Here is a 21,090-nt window from a genome sequence, read left to right as displayed (position 1 = left end):
TGGGGATTAGGGATTGGGGATTAGGGATTGGGGATTGGGTAATCAGCTAGCTCAAAAATGATGTTCCGGGTTATTACCTACAGCAAATTTTGGAATATTTTCCCAGTCCCCAGTCCCCAGTCCCCAGTCCCCAGTCTCCAGTCCTCAGTCCCCAGTCCCCAATCCCTACGTAAAGAAAAGATAAGCAAATTTAATCCCCGACAGGTATTAGTAGCGAAAAAACTTGGATATGCTACGCGATCGCATCAATTTACACGCTTGCAAACAATTCCATCAATAGTTACACTTTTTAAAACATTCTCATTTTTGCTTGGCGATGGCTACCCTAACATAGGTAAACCTCCCGAAGCGAGTAAGCATTGCCAAAGCACCCACGCTGTCTGATTTATTAAGACTAAGCTGTGGTGATACTCTGGTGGCAATAACAAAAAACAAGAGAGAGTTTTATGAGTGGCGATTTTCGTCTCTCGTAACCTCAGTAAGAAAATTGCTTTGTAAACTAACTCATCGAGGAGGAGCGTAGTCGATGGGACTACCCTGGTACCGAGTACATACAGTCGTTCTGAATGATCCAGGGCGACTGATTTCTGTACACCTAATGCACACAGCCTTAGTAGCAGGCTGGGCTGGTTCGATGGCACTCTACGAACTAGCTGTTTTTGACCCTAGCGATGCAGTTCTCAACCCAATGTGGCGTCAAGGGATGTTCGTCTTGCCGTTCATGGCACGTTTGGGTGTTACCCAATCTTGGGGTGGTTGGAACGTTACTGGTGGGCCATCAACCGATCCTGGCTTTTGGTCATTTGAAGGCGTTGCTGCCGCTCACATTGTTCTTTCCGGTTTGCTGTTCCTAGCCGCCGTCTGGCACTGGGTTTACTGGGATTTGGAACTCTTTAGAGATCCCCGCACTGGTGAACCCGCTCTCGACTTGCCAAAAATGTTTGGCATTCACCTGTTCTTATCTGGTTTACTTTGTTTTGGATTTGGTGCTTTTCACGTCACCGGACTATTTGGGCCGGGAATATGGGTTTCTGACGCTTATGGTGTAACTGGTGCCGCCCAGGCAGTAGCACCAGAATGGGGCCCAGATGGTTTTAACCCCTATAACCCTGGTGGCATTGCAGCTCACCACATTGCCGCTGGTGTTGTTGGTATTATTGCAGGCTTATTCCACCTCACAGTTAGACCCCCCGAACGGCTCTACAAAGCCCTACGGATGGGGAACATCGAAACAGTACTTTCTAGCAGTATTGCAGCAGTCTTCTTTGCTGCTTTCGTTGTTGCTGGTACTATGTGGTACGGTAACGCCGCCACTCCCATAGAATTGTTTGGCCCCACCCGCTATCAATGGGATCAAAACTATTTCCGTCAAGAAATTCAGCGCCGCGTCCAAACAAACGTTGCCCAAGGTGCAACCCTTGAGCAAGCTTGGTCGCAGATTCCTGAAAAATTGGCTTTCTATGATTATGTTGGTAATAGCCCCGCGAAAGGCGGTCTATTCCGTACAGGGCCGATGGTGAAGGGTGATGGCATTGCTCAATCTTGGCAAGGTCACGCCGTATTCAAAGATTCTGAAGGACGGGAATTGACCGTGCGTCGTCTCCCCAACTTCTTTGAAACCTTCCCAGTGATTTTGACTGATGCCGATGGAATTGTCCGCGCTGACATTCCCTTCCGTCGGGCAGAATCTAAGTATAGCTTCGAGCAATCTGGTGTCACCGTTAGTTTCTACGGTGGCAATCTGAATGGTCAGACCTTTACAGAACCAGCTGATGTGAAGAAGTACGCTCGTAAGGCTCAAGGCGGTGAAATCTTTGAATTTGACCGGGAAACCTTGAACTCTGATGGTGTATTCCGCACCAGTCCTAGAGGTTGGTTTACTTTTGGACACGCCGTATTTGCTCTGTTGTTCTTCTTTGGTCATCTCTGGCATGGCGCTCGGACAATCTACCGAGACGTATTTGCTGGTGTTGACGCCGATCTTGAAGAGCAAGTTGAGTGGGGTCTGTTCCAGAAAGTGGGTGACAAGTCAACCCGCCGGAAAGAAGCCCTTTAATTTCAGTGCTGAGTAAAGAAGTGCTGAGTTCTGAGTTAAGCCTCTGACTCAGCACTCAGGTGACTCAGCATTAAAAACTTTAACTACTGGCTGGATAAAGAGGAAATCGTAATATGGAAAGCGTTGCGTACATCTTGATTTTTACTCTGTGTATAGGTACTCTCTTCTTTGCGATCGCATTTCGCGAACCCCCTCGCTTTGAGAAACCAAAAGATAAGTAGATCCTATCCACAGACTTTTAAGCGGATTTAATCTTAATATCCGTTGCTACTAAGTATGGTGGCAACGGATATTATTGTGTTTGTCCTTTGTCATTTGTCCTTTATGTTTGTTGTTTCTCACTAATGACCAATGATCAATGACCAATGACTAAAGACTAAATATTGTGATATAATTTCCAATCTTGGGAGTAGATATGTGTTAATGCTAGCTTTTCTGCGCTAGGATGAAAAAGGATGTTTTGTGTAAGCTGCCATAGTACTGCTTACATAACGCATCGCAATTGTCGCACCACCTTTACGGAGACTAGAACCAGGAACAAATCAGCATGGTCAATCAGAATTTAACCGCTACAGAAATTGGATTCACTCACGAAGATTTCGCTGCTCTACTTGACAAATACGATTATCATTTTAGCCCTGGTGATGTTGTCCCAGGAACAGTTTTCAGTATAGAGCCGCGCGGCGCTCTGATTGACATTGGTGCTAAAACCGCAGCATATATTCCTATACAAGAAATGTCTATTAACCGGGTGGATAGCCCGGAAGAAGTATTACAGTCAAACGAAACGCGCGAATTTTTTATCCTTACCGATGAAAACGAAGATGGTCAATTAACCCTTTCCATTCGCCGTATTGAATATATGCGGGCTTGGGAACGCGTGCGGCAGTTACAAGCAGAAGATGCTACTGTCCGTTCTGGCGTATTTGCAACCAATCGCGGTGGAGCATTGGTACGAATTGAGGGATTACGTGGCTTTATCCCAGGTTCCCACATCAGTACCCGCAAACCTAAAGAAGAATTGGTCGGCGAGGATCTGCCGTTGAAATTCCTAGAGGTGGACGAAGAACGCAATCGCCTCGTTCTATCTCACCGTCGGGCGCTGGTTGAGCGCAAGATGAACCGCTTAGAAGTCGGCGAAGTAGTAATTGGTACTGTTCGTGGGATCAAACCCTACGGTGCTTTCATCGACATTGGCGGCGTCAGTGGTTTACTGCATATTTCTGAGATTTCTCACGAACATATTGATACACCTCATAGCGTGTTCAATGTCAATGATGAAGTAAAAGTTATGATCATTGATTTGGACGCAGAAAGGGGTCGCATTTCCCTATCTACCAAGCAGCTAGAACCCGAACCCGGTGACATGATTAAAAACCGAGATTTGGTTTACGATAAGGCGGAAGAAATGGCTGCTAAGTATCGCGAACAGCTATTAGCCAAGCAGCAAGGTGCTACTGCTGCGGCTACACCAGGGGAAGTTCTTGCAGACGAAGATATTCCACCAGCAACAGAACTTGACGAAGATATTCCAGTAGTTGCGGCAATTGAAACAGAGATTCCAGCAGCGACGGAAATTGAAGAGGAAATTCCAGCAGCTATTGAAGAGTAATAGATTTTTTCTAGTTTTACTTGTTTTGAAGTAAGAGTATCAAATGCATTTTATAAAGAGGGTTTTTCCCTCTTTTTTTATGTGGAGAATCGGTGAAAGTTAAGAATTGGAAGTAGTAGAAGTTAAATATTATGGCAACCATAAAATGTAGAAATATCACTTTTGATAATATCCAAGCAATTTTGTTTGACAAAAACGGTACTCTAGAAGATTCAGAAACATATTTGCGATCGCTCGCACAAAAAGCAGCGAGGTTAATAGATGCTCAAATCCCTGGAACTGGGGAACCCCTATTAATGGCATTTGGCATCAATGGCAATTTTCTAGATCCCGCAGGTTTAATCTCAGTAGCAAGCCGCCGCGAAACAGAAGTTGCGGCTGCGGCATATATTGCCGAAACAGGAAAAGGATGGTTTGAGTGCTTAAAAATAGCCCGTCAAGCTTTGGATGAAGCGGAAAAATACATTGGAGAAACTCCTTCACCACTGTTTGTAGGTAGCCTAGAAATTTTGAAATACCTGCGGGAGGGTGGTCTAAAACTTGGCATTCTCTCGGCTGCGACAACTGAAGAAGTACGCAATTTTGTAACCAATCACCAATTAAGTAATTATATCCAGTTAGAAATGGGCGTAGATGAAGGGCCAAGTAAACCAGATCCAGTGCTATTTTTGCAAGCTTGCCAAGCTTTAGGAGTTGAACCGAACGCTACCTTGATGGTAGGTGATTCAGTTGGTGATATGCAAATGGCGCGTAATGCTAAAGCCGCAGGTTGTATTGGTATTACTTGGGTCGGTAAGTCAGATAACGTCCAAGGTGCAGATGTGATAATTAATCAACTTGATGAAATCCAAATTTTAGAAGATTAATTTAACCTGAGTTTAATGAACTCAAAAAAAACGGCAGTTGGGGCGTTTTCTGCCAGATTAGTTTTTAGATGGCATAGAAATCATCTATGTCGCAGTAACGAGTAAGGAGGATTTTTGCTCCCCTCTCCTGGAGTCAAAATCACACTCGTCGAAGTCACGTCAACTTAAGGTTTTTGGCGCTAACTCAAGCGTATCGATCTATGTTGCAGAATTTCTGTGTCAAATCAATCAAGATATCCTAGTATCCATCTATACCTGATAAGAGCCTTTTTATTTTATTCGCAAAAATCATATTAACTTAACATATCAAGATAGTTTTGCAATCTTTATTTAGATAGATCGTTAAAAAATCCGTAATATCTCTAATAGAATAAAATAGTAAATTTTTTAGAATCAGGGTAAAGGCATTCTGTAATCCATGCCCAGCAAGGGTTAAAAATTTAGTACCAAAAAGAAATAATGCTTAAGCCTTTTGCCCAGTAAGCATTATACAAATAAGATACATTTACCTTGTTTTTGAGAATAAAGACATTGCGATCCAATCGCAGTCTTAACTAATTTTCGATCATTTTTTATTGGTGTAAGCACATGAATTTTCAAAGCTCTGCTTCACCTGTCATCATTTCTGATTCTAATGATGTCAAAGCTGAAATGTCTTATGTTCAAGGAATAGAGCATTTAATTGAGGTTGTTCAAGCATTGTCACTAGCACGGACGCTAGAGCAAATCATGGAGATTGTACGAAAGTCTGCGCGTGAGTTGACTGGGGCAGATGGGGCTAGTTTTGTGCTACGAGATGGAGATCAATGTTATTACGCAGATGAAGATGCGATCGCTCCTTTATGGAAAGGACAACGCTTCCCGATGAGTATTTGCATTAGTGGGTATACAATGCAAAACCGTCAGTCCGTTGTGATTAGCGATATTTATGGAGATGAACGGATTCCATTTGCAGCTTACCAACCAACTTTTGTCAAAAGTTTGGCAATGGTGCCGATCCGAGCGTGTAACCCCATCGGTGCAATTGGAACATATTGGGCAACGTTATATCAGCCAACGGTAGAAAAAGTAAAGTTATTACAAGCATTGGCAGACACAACGGCTGTTGCAATGGAAAACGTGCAGATTTATCATGAATTAGAACAAATAGTCCACAATCGAACTGCTGCACTAGAAAAAGAAATAGAGGGGTATCAAAAAGTTGAGGCAGAAGTTAGACGCTTATCTATAACAGATGAATTAACCGGAGCGTACAATCGACGAGGCTTTTTTATATTTGCAGATCAACAATTAAAACTAGCTCATCAGCTACAAAAGCCCTGTTGTCTCTTATTTATAGATATAGATGGATTGAAGCAAATCAATGATACGTTTGGACATGAAGTTGGAGATCGTGTAATAATAGACGCCGCAGACTTACTAAGCCAAACCTATCGAGATTCTGACATCGTTGCCCGATGGGGGGGTGATGAGTTTGTTGTATTCATTCCTAAATGTTCAGATCGTATGAATGCAATTAGTGTTCGCTTACAAACTAACATTGATTTATTTAATCAGAATTCAAGTAGAAATTATCATCTATCAATGAGTATTGGAGTTCAAGAGTGCGTTATCAATGAAGATGTTTCATTGGAAAAACTCATATTCCAGGCAGATGAATTGATGTACCAGCAAAAACGTGCCAAGCGAACTTCTAGCAATAACAACAGCAGCTTTTAATTCTTTAGAAAGCATATCTAATGTTAATACTCAGCTTTTTTATCTCTTTTTTCATTCCTGACAGTTCTTCCGCTATCTTGACCTAATTCTCAATTTACACTTTTTAGCTTTGTATTCGTTTAAATTACGTTAATTTGTTGCGATGATGTTGGCATCCTAAATTAGGATTTTGCAGTTGATTGCTGGACAATATCATCAATTTTTTAGTTAAGAGTTTTAGGTATAAGTTCCTGCTCTCTCACTTTTTACCGTTACAGGTTGTGACTCTATTTTTTAGTTAAAAGTTTTAGGTATAAGTTCCTGCTCTCTCACTTTTTACCGTTACAGGTTCTGACTCTATATCCTCTATCTTATTAAACTCTCCAGCTTGCCAGCTATCTGTTGTATCTTTGATAAAGCTGGCAATAGGGATCGCAATTAACAAACCCAGTACTCCTCCTAACTTTGCGCCCAGCAATAAAGAAATTACCACCCACACAGGATTTAAGCCAGTCAAATTGCTGAGAATTCGAGGTGCAATAATATTAGAATTAATTTGATCGATCGCAACAGCTACACCTAATACTTCCACCCCTAACCAAAAATTTTGCAGCGCTACCAACAAACTTACTATAGCGATACCTACCCCTGTACCAAAGGGGAAGAGTGAAAATAAGCCAATACCAATACCAAAAAGTAAAGCTAGGGGAACTTGCAGCGCCAAAAACACCAGAGTAATTGTCACCCCTAACACAGCTCCCAATGTTGCTTGACCGATGAAGTAATTGTGGAAATCCTCTCGTAGTAATTCCCGTACTCTTGGCCCAATATTAGGGGGAAACCACTGAAAAATTCCGTCCCAAAGACGTTCACCATTCAATATTAAGTATATAGTCAGCACTACCGCCAGCAGCACATTGAGGACAATACCAATGGTATCGACAGCAAAACCAAGAATTCTACCAGTGAAAGACTGAAGTTGGTTAGATAATCGTTCTAGAACTTGGGTGAATAAACCACTTAAATTAATCGGAAGTTGCTGTTGACTTAACGCCCAATCTTGAAAAGCTTGCAGCTGCTGAGTACCAGAATCAATCCAACTGGGCAAAATATTAGCCAGTTCAACGAGTTGTTGAATAATCAGGGGAACTAAGGTAATGCCTAAAGCTACTAAAACCACCAGAGTCAAAAGTAACACTCCCCCGATCGCTAAGTTGGGTTTTACTCCTTGTTCCTGGAGAAACTGGATTGGATAGTTCAAGACAAAAGCTAGTAGAATGGCGGCGGCGATAACACTAACTAAGGGTTGAAAATACTGTATAAGTTGGAGCAATAGCCAGCCATTGAGAATGGCAATGGGAAATGCCAATCCTATAGTTAACCATCGCGGCAGTTTGTTTGCTGATTGCATTAGCGATCACCTCATAAGAGTTCTAACTTTATTTTGGCTTCTAGGGATGTGGGGAGCAGGGGAGCAGCACTTCGGCTACGCTCAGTAACCAAGGAGAAGTAATTTGCAGTAAGTCTTTTCCCTCTGCCTCTTGTGCCCAATGACAAATGACAAATGACAAATGACTAATCTCCAAATTATGTTAGATTTTTCTCAATAAAATCCAACATAATTTTCTGATGCATTGCCCCTAAAGGTCGCACTTCGCCAGCATTTTGTGAATAACAGTTACCTTGGCGAATATTTTCTGGCGTAAATAAGGCCATATCCCAGCCCTCATTCAGAACCAATTGATTTAATTCCACCAAGAGTGGTGCATGAAAGACATGACGAACAACTCTTTCGTTGGGATAACAGCCAAATTCAACAAAGGGTGGTAAATTATAACCGATTTCTTCTAAAATTTCTCGTTTTACCGCTACATCTGGCGTTTCACCAGGTTCGATGTGACCGCCAAATAGCGCCCAGTAACCAGGGTAGAGAATACCCGGGATGTTGTCACGCAGTTGCATGAGAAACTTGTTTTTCTGATAGAGAATTGCGATCGCTACGTGCACCTGTTGATTGTTCATATCTTTATTTTTAGTTTTTAATTATTCTTCTTCTAAATAAACTTCCCCCAATTCTTTGCCAGCTAAGGGAATACTTCGGTAGCGAACTTTACCCTTAATTACAACTTCTGAACCTTCACCCAGATTTTTTTGATTGGTGACAACCCAAATTTTGCCCGTTGAGTCCTTAATTTTATAAGCCCACTGTTCGATCAGGGGAGCTTGCTTTTCTACCTGACCTTGGATGTAAACTATAGCCTGATTGTCTTGTTTTGGTTTAATTTCTCCAATTGGAGTGACATTTGTACCAATTTTTAAGCCGGCGCCACGCAAACCAGGCGATGTCAAGTTACCACAACTACAAAGTCCTGCGATCAGGAAAAAACTTAACCCCAAGCGGTAAGGAATAATACTGTGCCCGTACAAGAACGAAAGAGATAAATTTCTTATTTGTCGCATAAAAGCCACCAATTTATTTTGGGTATCGGGCATTGGGCATTGGGCATTGGGCATTGGGCATTATTCTTCTCCTGCTCTTCCCCACTTCCTAATTCTTTATTCTTCAGATGATGCCGTTGATCTGAGAAAATAAACATTATGGATTTACTGTGAGAGAAACGCTACGACATCAAACAGCAACACAATAATAGTCGAAAGTCAAGAGTTATGAATCAATATTTTCATTTTGGACTTTGGACAAAAAGCGAACATAGCTGGGAATTTTCATGGAAACAAAAACTGCCAAAATCCTTGATGGTAAAGCATTAGCTGCAAAAATTCAGCAAGAACTTTCTGTTGCGATTACACAATTACAACCAAAAATCGGACGACCACCTGGTTTAGCAGTGTTGATGGTTGGTGATAATCCAGCATCAGCGGCTTATGTACGCAATAAAGAAAAAGCCTGCGCTCAAGTCGGGATCGCTTCTTTTGGTAAGCATTTTCCTGCCGAAACTACCCTTGAGGAGTTAGAAGAGGTAATTGCTGCACTCAACCACGACAAAAGAGTGGATGGCATTCTTGTGCAATTGCCCTTACCTAACCACCTGGATGCTGTAACTCTGCTACATCAAATCGATCCCGATAAAGATGCTGATGGACTGCATCCAGTTAACTTGGGGCGACTAGTACGAGGAGAAACTGGGTTACGTAGCTGCACCCCGGCTGGCGTGATGCGGCTTCTACAAGAATATGAGATTCCTTTGCAGGGAAAACAGGCTGTAGTGGTAGGGCGCAGTATTTTGGTGGGTAAACCGATGGCGCTGATGCTATTAGAAGCTGATGCCACAGTCACGATCGCTCACTCGCGATCGCATGACCTCAAAACCATCACCCAAAATGCTGATATTCTAATTGCAGCAGTAGGTCGTCCCGGATTGATCTCTGCTGATATGGTGAAACCGGGCGCTGTTGTGGTAGATGTGGGGATGAATCGCGTCACCGATGCTAATGGCAAAAGTCGTCTCATTGGCGATGTCCATTTGGAATCAACTGCTGATATCGCAGGATTTATCACCCCAGTTCCTGGTGGTGTTGGCCCGATGACTGTTGCCATATTGTTGGCAAATACATTTGCTAGCTATTCTAGAGCGGCAAAAGAAGAAAAAGTAGTGAAGAGTGAGAAGTGATGAGTTAAAAGTTGAAAGCGATCGATTAAAAGTTAAGAGTTATTAACTCCTAACTCCTAACTCTTCATTTTTTTCAGTCCCCCTGCACCTTAAAATTGTGACGTATAAGGCAAAAATCGCAAAATGTCAGGAATTAAAGAATGGTAGCAACTGATAACGTCCAAAAGACACCACCAGAAGAAGCCACATTTAACTTAGCAGCTTATTTAAAAGAGCGACAAAAGCTTTGTGATAATGCTTTGGATCGGTCTATCTCGGTCATTTATCCAGAGAAGATTTATGAGGCGATGCGCTACTCGTTATTAGCTGGAGGTAAGCGTGTACGTCCCATTCTTTGTCTTGCCACCTGTGAAATGATGGGTGGAACCATTGACATGGCCATGCCAACAGCTTGTGCTGTGGAGATGCTCCACACAATGTCGTTGATACATGACGACCTACCAGCGATGGATAATGACGATTACCGTCGGGGAAAGCTGACGAATCATAAAGTCTATGGGGAAGATGTAGCGATTTTGGCTGGGGATGGCTTGTTGGCTCTTGCTTTTGAGTCTGTTGCCATTGAAACCCCCCAAAGTGTTAAGAGAGAGGTGGTCTTGCAGGTTATTGCCCGTCTTGGCCGAGCCTTGGGGGCAAGTGGTTTGGTCGGCGGTCAAGTTGTCGATTTAGAGTCGGAAGGTAAATCAGATATTTCCTTAGAAACCCTAAATTTTATTCATAAACACAAAACAGCCGCCCTTTTGGAAGCTTGCGTAGTTTGTGGCGGGCTGATTGCTAATGCATCACCTGAAGATGTGCAGCGGCTAACCCGTTATGCTCAAAATATTGGGCTAGCATTCCAAATCATCGATGATATTTTGGATATCACTTCTACTCAAGAGCAATTAGGTAAAACAGCTGGCAAAGACCAAAAAGCTCAGAAAGTCACCTATCCCAGCCTTTGGGGACTTGAGGAATCGCGCTCAAAAGCCCAAGAGCTAGTTAAAGAAGCTTGTGTGGAATTAGAACCATTTGGAGACAGAGCTAAACCACTCCAAGCGATCGCTCATTTTATTATCAGCCGTAATAACTAGTAACGGTTTGGGTAATTCGTAATACTTGCCAAAGGCGAGAAGCAAGCTACGTAATTCCTATACTGCAAGCGTTTCATTGATTGGGAATGGGTAGTTTATTTACACCATAGTGTACTACTACTGCCCAGCGAAATTAAAAATTCACTGATTCAAAATTACAAAAGCTTATCAAATCAGCTTTTAGGTTATTTTGAATCGCTGGTCTTTTTCTAACGTGATAGATTAATTTAGGAATTTTGGGTTGAATCTAAATGTTTCCTCAACCAACAACTGCTGCTAATATTTACTAACCTAACCAAAATAACATGCAGGACATAGGCAACATTTTAGACAACCGGGTACTGCTGGTTGCTCTGGTAGCTTGTTTAATTGCTCAAGCATTAAAGCTCGTAGTTGAGATCGTCAAACATCGCAAACTGAATGTGCGTGTTTTGGTGACAACCGGAGGTATGCCCAGTGCCCATTCGGCTCTGGTTACGGCTCTAGCCGCTGGTGTAGGGCAAACACTGGGTTGGGCATCTCCTGATTTTGCCGTTGCGATCGTTTTTGCCATCATTGTCATGTATGATGCAGCCGGAGTTCGCCAAGCAGCTGGTAAGCAAGCTCGTATTCTCAATCAAATGATTGATGAATTATTCCATGAAAAACCAGACTTTAGCCAAGACCGTCTGAAAGAATTACTCGGACATACACCAGTTCAAGTAATCGCTGGATCGGCTTTGGGTATAACCATCTATTGGTTAGCTAGGTCTGCTTATTAAACTAGAGTAATAAATCTTTGTTTGAGGGACTATTGATAATTAATAACTGGTAATTTGTCAATCAATTTTGGATTTTGGATTTTAAATTTACCCCGTGAATAAATTGAGGGAATTAAGGATGAAAGGATTTGTTCCAAATAACTTGCTTCACGCAAAGCGAGTATAAATATATTCGCTGAAAACCCTTTGAAATTTTAAATTTAAAATCACAAATTAGGTCAATTGACAAATTACCACTCTGGTATGTCGCATCAGGATACCAGTGAACTTAAGATCGCTAAAACCGCACAGTCGAGCGCAGCAGAATCACTTTACGACTATCTACTAGGCTGGCAACGAAACCGCCATTGTTTAGCTTTTGCAATGTATTATACGCTTCAGTTTGGTTAGTGGTATGAACTGCTAGCAAGTAAGGGCGTTGTCCATAAGAAACAAAACCGACGTTACCTCCGACCAATTGCTGCACACTATTTACGAGTTCTGGACGGTTGTAATAATCTACCAATACTGCATAACCTTCTCCTAATGCTTGAGGATTATAGCTGACTGTCTGCTGAGGTGGTTTGGGCTGTGACTGTGGCTGCACATCTGCCGTTGTCGTTGGTCGAGTGGTAATTATGGCAGACAAGCCAACAATATTGCTGACATATCTTGCCCAACGATTGGCGTCGTCAATTTTGTTAAAGCCCCCAACTCGCGTCACAGTTTCGTTGAGATATTTGCAGGTGATAGTTTTCAGTTCAGGTGGTAAGGCGCTACGTAACTGCTTTTGATTATTTGTTGTGGGACTGACTACTAATAAAAGATACTCACCCGCATTTGGTGGTTGACAAGAGGGAATGGTTTTTTGAGCAAGTACAGAACTCATGCCACCAATCAACCCTACAATCGCTAATCCTAAAACACTTGGGAAATTCTGAAATCTATGCACAAAAGTTAGATTATGTAAATTAAGGTGTCTTAGAAGATTTTATAAGAAAAAAGCTGAAAACCTAGCTACTTCAGTATGGTGATGAAATATATGTCAAAAAATATATTTTGTTACTCAAAAATAAAATTAGGGAGTGGGGAAGAGGCAGAGGGGCAGGGGAGCAGAGGAGACAAGGGGACAAAGGGGAATTATTCAACAAGTCTCTCCCTTGTCTCCCCTATCTTCCTTGTCTTTTCTCCATACCCAATGTCTAATGCGCTATGCCTAAGATACGGTAGTAAGCGATGCTAAAGCATCTGGTATTGCCTCAGAAGGAGCCTGGAATTCTCCAGTAATTACGTACTCTAAACGCAGTTTTAACCAAGTAATAAATTGAGGATTTGTAGAAATAATTGCTACTGCTGGTTGGGGACACTTCGCTTTTAGCTCTTTAAACTGCGGTGCTTCCAAGAAAGCTGGTTGCTCAACTAACCAAAAATCTATTTGTTTTTCTTGTTCGTGGTAGTTACGAGTGCGTTCTTTGAGAACTTCGTGTATCGGTTCTTCTTCAAGAAGAAAGCGTTGACTTGCCAAAACGTAATGGTATGTTTGCATTTTCATCCTTTGGTTGCTATGTGAATAATTTCAGGGTACAGTGACTCTGTACCCTGACAAAACTAACTTTTCTGGGATTTCTTGAACCAAGAGCTGAACGGACAAGCACTTTTTTGGTTTTCAGATTTTATCTGTTTGCCACCAGATGTTAGCTTTTCCAAGAACAGATTATTGTCGAAGTAATGTTCTAAGGAAATAATCTTCAAGTCATCGGTAACTTTTGCAATGGTCATGCCGATAATTTCTATCGTCTCTCCAGTAGGTGCATGGTTTTTGTATTCTCCGTTAAAATGTCCCCAATGCCGCCATTTAAATGTTACATTCGGTGGCCCTGAGAAAACTTCCAGCACTTCCCAAGGAAATCCTTGAGGAAATGTTGTGTGGAAGACTTTTGCGGATGATTCAAAGCTTTCTTCTGAAGCCTTATAATGCTCTGAATCAGCCATAAATAAATTGTAAGTACCTTGGGCTGATAAATCTGCTGCGGTATACTCTACTCCGCCATTGGTACTGACGCGAAAGTTGTCATTTACAATAGATAACCACTCTTGCGGGTTAGCTTTGAAAGATACCTCCATCTCAAAGGTTCTCACCAAGTTTTGCACGATCGCTTCCAGTGTTCCTTCAAGATGATTATAGATACTTTCTTTAGCAAGATTCTCTTTTGAACGGGAATAATCAGGCGGTGTCTGATAGCGCCACTCGACATCAGTACTTTCTGCTATCACCTTATCCCGATCCTGTACCCAAAGTGGCAGGTTGTTAGATTGTGTTGCGCTCATAGAAGTTTTTGCTGAAGATTCGATCCCAATTTCTAGATTTCGCAGTGACAACCCCTCTTTTTATATAGGGAGCAGGGGAGGCAGGGGAAGCAGAGGAGCAGAGGAAGCAGGGGAGCAGGGGAGCAGAGGAGAATAATTAATACCAATGCCCAATGCCCAATGCTCAATGCCCAATGCTCAATGCCCCATTCCCTCTTATAGCTTGTTTCATCTCGCGGACTGCCCTTTCTATACCTACTAATGCTGCCCGACTGATGATAGTATGACCAATGTTTAGTTCTTCCATACCTGGAAGCGCAGCCACCGGATAGACGTTCCAGTAGGTGAGTCCGTGACCAGCGTTAACTCGCAATCCGGCTTGAATCGCTTGTTCACACCCTTTTGCTAATATGGCTAATTCTCGCTGGCGATTTGTTTCATCTTTAGCCTCAGCATATTGTCCGGTGTGTAATTCAATAAACTGCGCCTGTGTCTTGACAGATGCTTCAATTTGTGCTGGTTGGGCATCGATAAATAAACTAACTGGAATGCTAGCGCTTTGCAATTTATCGACTATCTCACCTATTCTAGCAATTTGCCCGACAATATCTAGTCCGCCTTCTGTTGTGACTTCTTCGCGCTTTTCGGGGACTAAAGTCACGTAATCTGGTTTGATATCGAGAGCGATCGCCAGCATTTCATCTGTAGCGGCCATTTCTAAATTAAGATGCGATCGCACTGTTTGCCGCAATATTCGCACATCCCTGTCTTGGATATGCCGCCGATCTTCGCGCAAATGCACTGTAATTCCATCAGCACCCGCTAATTCTGCCAGCACCGCTGCCGCGACTGGATCTGGTTCCACCGTCCGCCGCGCTTGCCGGATAGTGGCGATGTGGTCAATATTAACGCCAAGTGTAGCCACCCCAAGTTTCTCCCAAATCCACAGTCCTCAGAACTTGATTTTACCGGAAATAGTGAAAGTTTTGCTTGAGATGCTTACGCTCAAAAGAAAACTGAGTTAGCAAAAGCTTATTCTTGGGCAAACTACTTTAAATAAGTAGCTGATTTCACAAGAGTTGATGAAGTATGAATACAGCAGTTGAGCCGATGGACAAGCTTTTGAACTATCAAATTAGCGAACAACTTTATGCAGGCTCTAGAACCGTAGTTTACCGTGCTATTAGAGAGGCCGATCGACTTCCGGTTGTGATTAAACTGCTCCAGCAAGAGTATCCTACCTTCAATGAACTGCTGCTGTTCCGTAATCAGTACACTATTGCTAAAAATCTTGATCTACCCGGTATTGTTCGTCCCTACAGTCTGGAACCTTACCGCAACAGCTATGCTTTGGTGATGGAGGATTTTGGTGGCATTTCCCTCAGAGATTGGCTCAATAAAAAAATGGCGAGCAACCAATATACTCTGACAGAGTTTTTGGATATTGCGATCGCTCTAAGTAATATTCTTGACGGACTATACCGCCATCAGGTTATCCACAAAGATATTAAGCCTGCCAATATCCTCATCAACCCGGAAACTAAGCAAGTCAAGTTAATTGACTTTAGTATTGCCTCTCTTTTACCTAGAGAAACCCGCGAAATTCACAGTCCCAACGTCTTAGAAGGTACTCTCGCTTACCTTTCTCCAGAACAAACCGGGCGGATGAATCGTGGAATTGACTATCGCAGTGATTACTATTCCCTCGGCGTTACCTTCTATGAATTGCTGGCTGGACATTTACCCTTTGAGTCTAACGATCCGATGGAGTTGATTCACTGTCATATTGCAAAGCTTCCAAATCAATTCAAAATTCAAGTTGCGCTGGAAGCGCACCAAAGGTGCGACTCAAAATTCAAAAATGAAGAATCTATTCCCGAAGTTCTTTATGAGATTGTGATGAAATTGATGGCGAAAAATGCTGAAGACCGCTATCAGAGTGCATTAGGGCTGAAATTTGATTTAGAAAAATGTTTGTCTCAATTGCAAGAAATTGGCAGGGTTAAATCCTTTCAATTGGGTGAGCGGGATATTTGCGATCGCTTTATCATCCCAGAAAAGCTCTACGGTCGCCAAAGTGAAGTTCAAAGCTTATTGAATGCCTTTGAAAGAGTCAGCCAGGGAAGCACTGAAATTATGTTGGTAGCAGGCTTCTCTGGAATTGGCAAAACTGCTGTGGTGAACGAAGTCCACAAGCCAATTGTGCGACAACGAGGTTATTTCATTAAAGGTAAATTTGACCAATTCCAGCGCAATATCCCTTTCTCTGCCTTTGTGCAAGCTTTTCGAGACTTAATTGGGCAACTGCTGAGTGAAACTGACACCCAATTCGAGCACTGGAAGTCCAAAATTCTCTCTGCTTTAGGTGAGAACGGACAAGTGATGATTGAGGTGATTCCAGAACTCGAAAGAATGATTGGTAAGCAGCCTCCTGCGCCGGAACTCTCTGGGAGTGCAGCACAAAATCGCTTCAATTTGCTGTTTTTGAAATTCACTCAAGTTTTCGTAGCACTAGAACATCCATTGGTAATTTTTATTGACGATCTGCAATGGGCAGATTCTGCTTCTTTAAAGTTAATCCACTTGTTGATGAGCGAAGTTGACATTGGCTATCTACTATTAATTGGTGCTTATCGAGATAACGAAGTCAATCCAGTACACCCCTTAATGCTAACTTTAGAAGAGATTCAGAAGTTCGGCGCTACAGTCAATACAATTACCTTAGCTCCCCTCGAGCAAATATCTGTCAATCATTTGGTTGCAGATACATTGACTTGCACACTAGCATTAGCTGCACCGTTAACAAAGTTGGTATTGAGTAAAACCAAAGGAAATCCTTTTTTCAGCACCCAGTTTCTGAAAGCGCTACATCAAGATCGACTAATTACATTTAATTTTGACGCTGGTTATTGGGAATGCGATATTGCTCAGGTGCGAGCGATCGCTCTTACTGATGATGTAGTAGAGTTTATGGCAATTCAGCTTCAAAAGTTGTCAATAGAAACTCAAAAAGTTTTAAAATTAGCGGCTTGTGTAGGAAACTCTTTTGATTTAGCCACATTAGCGATCGTCCATGAAAAATCCCAGGTGGAAACAGCCGCAGACTTTTGGAAAGCTGTCCAAGATGGTTTGATTATTCCTACTAATGAAATCTATAAGTTTTATCAGGATTCGTCATTGGTGATTAGTGATTTGCAAAGGACCAATGACAAAGGACAAATCACAGGTTACAAATTTCTTCACGATCGCATTCAGCAAGCTGCTTATTCACTAATTCCTGATAACCAAAAGCAAGTTACTCACCTGCATATTGGGCGTTTGCTGCAACAAGCAACGACTGCAAATGAACGAGATGAGAAAATTTTTGCGATCGTCAATCACCTCAATCAAGGGGCGGCTTTGATTAGCGCTCGGCAAGAGAAAGAGGAACTCGCGCAGTTAAACTTGGCGGCTGGACATAAAGCTAAGGGTGCAACAGCTTACGCAGCAGCTTTAGACTATTTCAACACAGGTATTGCTATGCTAACGAGTAATTGCTGGCACAGCCAATACAATCTCGCCTTTATCTTGTATGAAGGAGCAACAGAATCAGCTTACCTCTGCACCGATTTTGAACAGATGGAACAGTTAGCTGAGGTTGTCCTGAATCATGCCCAATCCTGGCTAGATCGGGTAAATATCTACAACATTAAAATCCAAGCTTGCATCGCCCAAAATCAGCAGCTAGAAGCATTGCGACTAGCACGGGAAGTGCTAAAGCATCTGGGAGTGCATCTGCTTGAGCAACCCACCCCAGCAGACATCAAACAGGCACTAAGGCACACCCAAACCTTACTCAATGATCGGTCAATTGAATCTTTGCTGGAATTACCCCAAATGACTGCACCAGACAAAAAAGCGGCAATGGTGATTCTATCCACCGTTCTTTCTGCTGCCTATCAAGCTGCCCCAGACTTGTTACCTCTAATCAACCTTGCTCACGTCGATTTATCCGTGCAATATGGGAATGCACCAGAATCGACTCATGGCTATGTGATGTATGGGTTGACATTGCTGATTGTGTTGGGAGATATTGACGCGGGCTATCGGTTTGGACAACTAGGGATGAACCTGCTGCAACATATCCATGCCCCTAAGTTAACCGCTAAAACCATTTTTGCCTTCAACAATTTCCTCAGACATTGGCAAGAACCTGCAAAAGATACCCTGGAAGGGTTTCTAAAAGCCTATTCCAGTGGATTAGAAATCGGTGATATTCAATATGTCGCACTCAGTCTTCTTAGTTATAGCCTCACTGCCTATTTGAGCAGTCAGGAACTATCTTCTCTAAAGCAAACGATGGAAGCTCATCGCCAGGTGATGCAGCAAGTGCGCCAGGATACCTATCTCCACAAGCAAAGTATTTACTATCAAGCTGTACTCAATCTGTTGAAGAGTACGCCCGAACCCGATCGCTTGTATAGTGAACACTATAATGAGGATGAAATGATTCAGCTTCACCTCAAAACTAATGATGTAGTAGCACTATATCAGATTTATGTCAATAAAATGCTCCTTTCCTACTTGTTCCAACGCTATCAACAGGCATTAGAAAACGCCAAGCTAACGGAACAGTATTTAGGTGCAGGGAAAGGACTGATGCACATTCCAATCGTCTCTTTCTACGATGCACTAGTTCGATTAGCGGTTTACCCAACTGCCAATGAGACAGAACAAACAGTCATTATAGAACGGGTAACAGATCATCAAGAAAAACTTAAGAAATGGGCAGCTCATGCACCCAGCAATCAGGCTCACCGCCATGCTTTAGTTGTCGCAGAAAAATGTCGAGTCTTGGGAGCAAAAGCAGAAGCAATTGAGTATTACGATCGCGCCATTGCCAAAGCCAAAGAAAACGAATATCTCAATGAAGAAGCTCTTGCCAATGAACTTGCAGCCAAGTTTTATTTAGAATGGGGCAAAGAACGCATTGCTCAAGAGTATTTGATTAATGCTTACTATTGCTACACTCGCTGGGGTGCTAAAGCCAAAGTCAATGATTTAGAACAACGTTATCCACAACTACTAGCTCTTATCTTACAACAGAAGCGTTCACTACTCACACCCAATGAAACCATCGCAAATATTGACAGCATTACTATCTTCCACCCAAGTATTAATAAATCAGTAACATCTAGCAGCAATACATCAGCAATGCTAGATTTGGCAACAGTTTTAAAAGCCTCTCAAACTCTTTCGAGTGAAATTGAACTAGATAAATTACTTACGAAGCTGCTGCAAGTAGTGATTGAAAATGCTGGAGCAGATAAGTGTGCGTTACTACTGCTTAAAGAAGATAGATTGCTAGTTGAGGCGATGGCTCAAGTTGGGCAACAATCAACGGTGTTACAGTCCATTTTTGTGGAAGATAGTGCAGACGTTCCCCATAGCCTAATTTACGCCGTTAAACGCAGCCTAGAACCTACCGTTATCTTTGATACAACATTGCATACGGCGCTAATAGCCGATCCCTATATTATTTGTCAGCAACCCAAAAGCTTGCTGTGTACGCCGATTCTCTATCAAGGGAAACTCTTAGGGATTTTATATTTAGAAAACAATCTGATGACTGGGGCGTTTACTAGCGATCGCGTCGAAATTCTCAATTTATTATGTACTCAAGCTGCAATTTCCCTAGAAAACGCTAGGCTTTATCAGCAAGCACAAAATACTCTAGAAAACTTGGGACAGACTGAACAATTTTTGCGGTTAATTATTGACAATATCCCACAATCTGTTTTCTGGAAAGATTGCAATAGTGTTTATTTAGGCTGTAATCATAAGTTTACGCAAACTTGGGGTCTAGGAGTGCCAGAAAATGTTATTGGGAAAACAGACTACGGACTTCGCTGGACTAGCGAACAATCAGATTTTTTTGTAGCGCGCGATCGCCGCATCATTGAGTCTGGAGAAGCGGAACTCAACATTATCGAAACCGTGCAACAAGTAGATGGAAAACATAAGTGGTCTAATACAAATAAAATTCCTCTAAAAGATAGAGAAGGAAACGTTTTTGGCATCCTCAGCACATCTGAAGACATCACTGAACGCCAACAAGCGCAACAATTGTTACAGCAGCAAAAACAACAGTTGGAACAAGCATTACAAGAACTCAAAACGATGCAATTGCAAGTGGTGCAAAATGAAAAAATGTCTGCCCTTGGCAATCTGGTAGCAGGTGTTGCTCATGAAATCAACAATCCTGTGGGCTTTATTGCTGGTAATATTGAACCTGCCAAAGATTATGTTAAAGATTTGTTTGGATTAATTAATCTTTATCAGCAAAATTTTCCCAATCCCGGTTTAGATATTCAAGATGAAATTGATGCCATCGACTTGAATTATTTACGCGAAGATTTGCCTAAATTACTAGACTCGATGAAATTGGGTGTTAACCGGATTCGTAGCATCAGTACAAGTTTGCGAACCTTTTCCAGAGCAGATAAGGATTATAAAGTTCCTTTTGATATTCACGAAGGCATTGACAGTACTATTCTGATTCTAAGACACCGTTTAAAAGCTAATGAAAACCGTCCAGCAATTGATGTGGTGAAGAATTATGGCAAGCTACCCTTAGTAGAATGCTTTGCTGGACAACTTAATCAAGTGTTTATGAACTTGTTAGCAAATGCTATTGATGCGCTTGAACAATACAATACAGAACGCAGTTTGGAAGCGATTCTTGCCAACCCCAATTGCATCACTATTCAAACTCGTGTAGTAGATTCAGGTCAGAATGTTTTGATTAAGATTGCTGATAATGGCGTGGGGATGTCACCAGAGGTTAAACAAAAAGTATTTGACCATTTATTTACTACTAAGCCTGTCGGAAAAGGCACTGGATTAGGATTAGCGATCGCTCGTCAAATTGTGGTAGAAGCACATGGAGGTTCGCTTTCCTGCACTTCAGAAGTTGGAAAAGGTACAGAATTCGTCATTCAAATCGCTACTCAACAACAATAATAAGTGCTGAGTTCTGAGTGCTGAGTAATTTCCACTTTACTCGGCACTTTTCATTTTTGCTTTTTAAATTGTAGTTTGAAGGAAAGCGACGATGATACTTAAATTGC

At 42.1% G+C, this 21,090-nt stretch carries 17 protein-coding genes; 10 read left to right on the top strand and 7 right to left on the bottom strand.

What is annotated here, in order from left to right:
* Positions 1 to 57 precede the first annotated feature (57 nt).
* From RMY32_RS07670 to RMY32_RS07645, 6 genes are all read left to right on the top strand, one after another.
* Positions 58 to 384 (top strand): hypothetical protein, encoded by a 327-nt coding sequence (locus RMY32_RS07670; RefSeq protein WP_322711166.1) that lies wholly within the window; start codon positions 58 to 60, stop codon positions 382 to 384.
* A 142-nt stretch (positions 385 to 526) separates the two neighbouring features.
* Complete coding sequence (psbB, locus tag RMY32_RS07665; RefSeq protein WP_322711165.1) at positions 527 to 2,056, top strand: photosystem II chlorophyll-binding protein CP47; 1,530 nt, start codon at positions 527 to 529, stop codon at positions 2,054 to 2,056.
* Positions 2,057 to 2,169: 113 nt separating this feature from the next.
* Positions 2,170 to 2,277 (top strand): photosystem II reaction center protein T, encoded by a 108-nt coding sequence (locus RMY32_RS07660; protein ID WP_084227385.1) that lies wholly within the window; start codon positions 2,170 to 2,172, stop codon positions 2,275 to 2,277.
* Between the two features lie 326 nt (positions 2,278 to 2,603).
* Complete coding sequence (locus RMY32_RS07655) at positions 2,604 to 3,668, top strand: 30S ribosomal protein S1 (protein ID WP_322711164.1); 1,065 nt, start codon at positions 2,604 to 2,606, stop codon at positions 3,666 to 3,668.
* A gap of 131 nt (positions 3,669 to 3,799) precedes the next feature.
* Positions 3,800 to 4,534, top strand: coding sequence for an HAD family hydrolase (locus RMY32_RS07650; protein WP_322711163.1), 735 nt, complete (start codon positions 3,800 to 3,802; stop codon positions 4,532 to 4,534).
* Between the two features lie 588 nt (positions 4,535 to 5,122).
* Complete coding sequence (locus RMY32_RS07645) at positions 5,123 to 6,253, top strand: sensor domain-containing diguanylate cyclase (protein ID WP_322711162.1); 1,131 nt, start codon at positions 5,123 to 5,125, stop codon at positions 6,251 to 6,253.
* Positions 6,254 to 6,539: 286 nt separating this feature from the next.
* Here RMY32_RS07645 and RMY32_RS07640 read toward each other — a convergent pair whose 3' ends face one another.
* The 3 genes from RMY32_RS07640 to RMY32_RS07630 all read right to left on the bottom strand — a co-directional run bounded on the left by RMY32_RS07640 (position 6,540) and on the right by RMY32_RS07630 (position 8,746).
* Complete coding sequence (locus RMY32_RS07640) at positions 6,540 to 7,643, bottom strand: AI-2E family transporter (protein ID WP_322672055.1); 1,104 nt, start codon at positions 7,641 to 7,643, stop codon at positions 6,540 to 6,542.
* A 176-nt stretch (positions 7,644 to 7,819) separates the two neighbouring features.
* Complete coding sequence (locus RMY32_RS07635; protein ID WP_322711161.1) at positions 7,820 to 8,254, bottom strand: NUDIX hydrolase; 435 nt, start codon at positions 8,252 to 8,254, stop codon at positions 7,820 to 7,822.
* A gap of 21 nt (positions 8,255 to 8,275) precedes the next feature.
* Positions 8,276 to 8,746, bottom strand: coding sequence for a hypothetical protein (locus RMY32_RS07630; RefSeq protein ID WP_322711160.1), 471 nt, complete (start codon positions 8,744 to 8,746; stop codon positions 8,276 to 8,278).
* 212 nt (positions 8,747 to 8,958) lie between these two features.
* Between RMY32_RS07630 and folD the strand changes: the two genes are divergently transcribed.
* The 3 genes from folD to RMY32_RS07615 all read left to right on the top strand — a co-directional run bounded on the left by folD (position 8,959) and on the right by RMY32_RS07615 (position 11,695).
* The gene (gene folD / locus RMY32_RS07625; protein WP_322711159.1) at positions 8,959 to 9,861 is read left to right on the top strand and encodes a bifunctional methylenetetrahydrofolate dehydrogenase/methenyltetrahydrofolate cyclohydrolase FolD; all 903 of its coding nucleotides are present in this window, start codon (positions 8,959 to 8,961) and stop codon (positions 9,859 to 9,861) included.
* Between the two features lie 140 nt (positions 9,862 to 10,001).
* Positions 10,002 to 10,934, top strand: a complete 933-nt coding sequence (gene crtE, locus RMY32_RS07620) for a geranylgeranyl diphosphate synthase CrtE (protein ID WP_322711158.1) — start codon at positions 10,002 to 10,004, stop codon at positions 10,932 to 10,934.
* A gap of 305 nt (positions 10,935 to 11,239) precedes the next feature.
* On the top strand, positions 11,240 to 11,695 hold the full coding sequence (locus RMY32_RS07615) for a divergent PAP2 family protein (RefSeq protein WP_094350479.1): 456 nt from the start codon (positions 11,240 to 11,242) through the stop codon (positions 11,693 to 11,695).
* 277 nt (positions 11,696 to 11,972) lie between these two features.
* Here RMY32_RS07615 and RMY32_RS07610 read toward each other — a convergent pair whose 3' ends face one another.
* The 4 genes from RMY32_RS07610 to RMY32_RS07595 all read right to left on the bottom strand — a co-directional run bounded on the left by RMY32_RS07610 (position 11,973) and on the right by RMY32_RS07595 (position 14,906).
* Positions 11,973 to 12,626: a hypothetical protein gene (locus RMY32_RS07610; protein WP_322695882.1), complete on the bottom strand. Its 654-nt coding sequence runs from the start codon at positions 12,624 to 12,626 to the stop codon at positions 11,973 to 11,975.
* Between the two features lie 264 nt (positions 12,627 to 12,890).
* Positions 12,891 to 13,220, bottom strand: a complete 330-nt coding sequence (locus tag RMY32_RS07605) for an MgPME-cyclase complex family protein (RefSeq protein ID WP_322695881.1) — start codon at positions 13,218 to 13,220, stop codon at positions 12,891 to 12,893.
* A 62-nt stretch (positions 13,221 to 13,282) separates the two neighbouring features.
* Positions 13,283 to 14,002, bottom strand: coding sequence for a SnoaL-like polyketide cyclase (locus tag RMY32_RS07600; protein WP_322711157.1), 720 nt, complete (start codon positions 14,000 to 14,002; stop codon positions 13,283 to 13,285).
* Positions 14,003 to 14,165: 163 nt separating this feature from the next.
* Positions 14,166 to 14,906, bottom strand: coding sequence for a pyridoxine 5'-phosphate synthase (locus RMY32_RS07595; protein ID WP_322711156.1), 741 nt, complete (start codon positions 14,904 to 14,906; stop codon positions 14,166 to 14,168).
* 164 nt (positions 14,907 to 15,070) lie between these two features.
* Between RMY32_RS07595 and RMY32_RS07590 the strand changes: the two genes are divergently transcribed.
* On the top strand, positions 15,071 to 20,983 hold the full coding sequence (locus RMY32_RS07590; protein ID WP_322711155.1) for an AAA family ATPase: 5,913 nt from the start codon (positions 15,071 to 15,073) through the stop codon (positions 20,981 to 20,983).
* Positions 20,984 to 21,090: the final 107 nt, after the last annotated feature.

Origin of the sequence: Nostoc sp. ChiSLP03a (assembly GCF_034531215.2) — a bacterium.
Taxonomy (GTDB): domain Bacteria; phylum Cyanobacteriota; class Cyanobacteriia; order Cyanobacteriales; family Nostocaceae; genus Nostoc.
Note: the sequence above shows the minus strand (reverse complement) of the source record. Positions and strands in the feature narration are given on the sequence as shown.

Bases quoted from the DNA above. Each gene is read 5' to 3' on its own strand.
- psbB (WP_322711165.1), top strand. From the start codon at position 527: ATGGGACTACCCTGGTACCGAGTACATACAGTCGTTCTGAATGATCCA.
- RMY32_RS07640 (WP_322672055.1), bottom strand. From the start codon at position 7,643: ATGCAATCAGCAAACAAACTGCCGCGATGGTTAACTATAGGATTGGCA.
- RMY32_RS07600 (WP_322711157.1), bottom strand. From the start codon at position 14,002: ATGAGCGCAACACAATCTAACAACCTGCCACTTTGGGTACAGGATCGG.
- crtE (WP_322711158.1), top strand. From the start codon at position 10,002: ATGGTAGCAACTGATAACGTCCAAAAGACACCACCAGAAGAAGCCACA.
- RMY32_RS07650 (WP_322711163.1), top strand. From the start codon at position 3,800: ATGGCAACCATAAAATGTAGAAATATCACTTTTGATAATATCCAAGCA.
- RMY32_RS07645 (WP_322711162.1), top strand. From the start codon at position 5,123: ATGAATTTTCAAAGCTCTGCTTCACCTGTCATCATTTCTGATTCTAAT.
- RMY32_RS07590 (WP_322711155.1), top strand. From the start codon at position 15,071: ATGAATACAGCAGTTGAGCCGATGGACAAGCTTTTGAACTATCAAATT.
- RMY32_RS07655 (WP_322711164.1), top strand. From the start codon at position 2,604: ATGGTCAATCAGAATTTAACCGCTACAGAAATTGGATTCACTCACGAA.
- RMY32_RS07670 (WP_322711166.1), top strand. From the start codon at position 58: ATGATGTTCCGGGTTATTACCTACAGCAAATTTTGGAATATTTTCCCA.
- RMY32_RS07635 (WP_322711161.1), bottom strand. From the start codon at position 8,254: ATGAACAATCAACAGGTGCACGTAGCGATCGCAATTCTCTATCAGAAA.
- folD (WP_322711159.1), top strand. From the start codon at position 8,959: ATGGAAACAAAAACTGCCAAAATCCTTGATGGTAAAGCATTAGCTGCA.
- RMY32_RS07605 (WP_322695881.1), bottom strand. From the start codon at position 13,220: ATGCAAACATACCATTACGTTTTGGCAAGTCAACGCTTTCTTCTTGAA.
- RMY32_RS07615 (WP_094350479.1), top strand. From the start codon at position 11,240: ATGCAGGACATAGGCAACATTTTAGACAACCGGGTACTGCTGGTTGCT.
- RMY32_RS07630 (WP_322711160.1), bottom strand. From the start codon at position 8,746: ATGCCCAATGCCCAATGCCCAATGCCCGATACCCAAAATAAATTGGTG.
- RMY32_RS07660 (WP_084227385.1), top strand. From the start codon at position 2,170: ATGGAAAGCGTTGCGTACATCTTGATTTTTACTCTGTGTATAGGTACT.